This window comes from Chamaesiphon sp. VAR_48_metabat_135_sub (genome assembly GCF_031418915.1).
Lineage (GTDB): Bacteria > Cyanobacteriota > Cyanobacteriia > Cyanobacteriales > Chamaesiphonaceae > Chamaesiphon.
Window position 1 is genome coordinate 1 of sequence record NZ_JANOJV010000052.1, and the last position, 2,458, is coordinate 2,458.

2 protein-coding genes are annotated in these 2,458 nt (G+C 46.8%); one reads left to right on the plus strand and one right to left on the minus strand.

Going from position 1 to position 2,458, the window contains the following annotated elements:
• Window positions 1-97 precede the first annotated feature (97 nt).
• A complete protein-coding gene (locus RMO55_RS03630) occupies window positions 98-1,153 on the plus strand; it encodes a Gfo/Idh/MocA family oxidoreductase (RefSeq protein WP_310423655.1) in 1,056 nt (351 codons plus the stop codon).
• Between the two features lie 324 nt (window positions 1,154-1,477).
• Here RMO55_RS03630 and RMO55_RS03635 read toward each other — a convergent pair.
• Window positions 1,478-2,458, minus strand: a 981-nt coding sequence (locus RMO55_RS03635; protein ID WP_310423658.1) for a PEP-CTERM sorting domain-containing protein, incomplete at its 5' end; no start/stop codon positions are given.

Consider the following 2,458-nt stretch of genomic DNA (forward strand, 5'->3'; position numbering starts at 1 on the left):
CATAAACAAAACTTTTCGGTTCTTTACAATCATGATGCTGTGATAGTATCGGGATTGTCAGAGTGGTGGAGGAGTAAATTTTAGAGTGAGAAATAGCATGTCAGCCAGACAGTTAGACAAAGGAATTCAGTCAGGTACACCTCAACCGCTGAAAGTAGGGTTAATCGGGATCGGTAATATGGGACAACACCATGCACGGGTGTTGAGCCTACTCAAAAATGTCCAACTGGTTGGCATCGCTGATGTCAATGTCGAGCAGGGTTTAGAAGCTGCGAGCAAGTACAAGGCTAGATTTTATGAAGACTATCGCGATCTAATATCGCAAGTAGATGCTGTCTGTATTGCCGTTCCAACTAGGCTTCATTACGAGGTGGGGATCGCTTGCTTGCAAGCAGGGATTCACGTACTGATCGAAAAACCGATTGCAGCGACGATCGAAGAAGCTGAAGCTCTCGTCAATGCAGCCGCTGAATCTCAGTGTATCCTCCAAGTCGGACATATCGAACGCTTTAACCCCGTCTTCCAAGAACTGAGTAAAGTCCTCAAAACTGAAAAAGTCTTAGCTCTCGAAGCCCACCGGATGAGTCCCTACTCCAATCGGGCGAATGATGTATCTGTCGTCCTGGATTTGATGATCCACGATATCGACTTACTGATGGAGCTAGCAGGTTCTCCAGTTGTCGGACTGACAGCTAGCGGGAGTAGATGTCCCGAATCTAAATATCTAGATTATGTCACAGCCACGCTCGGTTTTGCCAATGGTATTGTCGCCACGCTGACAGCCAGCAAAGTCACCCATCGCAAAATGCGTCGGATCGCCGCTCATTGTCGTCAATCTTTGACAGAAGCAAATTTCCTCAATAACGAAATCTTGATTCACCGTCACAATGCCGACCTCCTGAATGAGTACCATCAAGGTTTATACCGTCAGGATGGATTGATCGAGAAAGTTTACACTAGTAACGTAGAGCCACTATATGCAGAATTGGAGCATTTTGTCAACTGTGTTAGGTGTGGCAACGAACCTTCCGTCGGAGGCGAGCAGGCACTCAAAGCCCTGCGCCTAGCGACGCTAATCGAACAAATGGCTTTAGATGGTAAAGTCTGGAAATTATCCGATCGCGATCGATTAGAATTAGTCACTAATAAGTAGCACTAGGGATTGAGTTCTAAATTACCCTCGAAAATTAGGGTAGGGGCAATTCATGAATTGCCCCTACCCTGGTTTTCAAGGCGGTTGGCAACGAAGAACTAAGTTAAGGAAAATCGATTTGCTCCGTTCCAACACCGCCTGGGGATTAATCCCCAGCCTAGTAGCTCAAGTCCTCTAAAGAGGACTAATAAAATCTAGGTAGTCCTCTTCAGAGGACTTGAGCTACTAGCCCGCACTTCAGTCGCGGGCGGTGTCCGAGCGGAGCAAATATCCCCATCCCGTTGGCATAAATTCACCCGCAAATCGGCACCGCCCAACTTTCAACTATTTAAGCTTCTTTCTCATCCGCATAGCCGCCGTACCACCGACTAATGTACCAATAATCGTAAATGGTTCGGGTACTGCGGTAGAATTTGAGGCATCAGGCGCGAATGCCAGAGCAAAGTGAGGTACTCCGCCACCAACGATAGTCTTGACCCCGCCTGGTGTATATTTGTTAACGAAGTTGCTACCTGCTACAAATAGATTTCCACTCGCATCGAACGCCAGGCCAAATGGACTAACAAGTCCGGTAGCGAAGGTAGTCTGGACCCCGCTTGGTGTAAATTTGTTAATGCTGCTATTAAATGTTGCAAATAGGTTTCCACTCGCATCAACTGCCATACCAAGGGAATTAAAATTTCCGGTAGCGAAGGTAGTCCTGACCCCGCCTGCTGTAAACTTGTGAATTGCGAAAAGCTCTGAGGCAAAGAGGTTGCCACTCGCATCGAACGCCAGAGCCGAGTAATTTCCGCCTGTAGCGAAGGTAATTTTGCTCCCGTCCGATGCAAACTTGTAAATTACACCCAAATCTGGTGCTGCTAAAAAGAGGTTGCCACTTGCATCGAACGCCAGACCGTGGGGATTAGTAACGGTAGCGAAGGTAGTTTTGATTCCACCTGGTGTAAATTTGTTAATTACGCCTGTGAACGTCTCTGACTCATAGAGGTTACCACTGGCATCAACCGCCATACCAAGGGAAGTAGAAGTTCCAGTAGCGAAGGTAGTTATGCTCCCGTCTGATGCATATTTATAAATGTTACCAGTGTTAGTAGATGCGTAGAGAGCAGCAGCTTGTGCCGCCATTGGTAAAGACGCAGCCGATGCAGCAATCAGACTAATAACAAGCTGGGCGAGGCGAAACTTGCTGAGATTCTGAGATTCTGAGATTCTGAGATTCTGAGATTCATTATTGAAGCGATCGATTTCATAAGGTAAATGCTCATCAAAAGGAATAAAATCGGGATGCTGAGGAATGGGTCGATT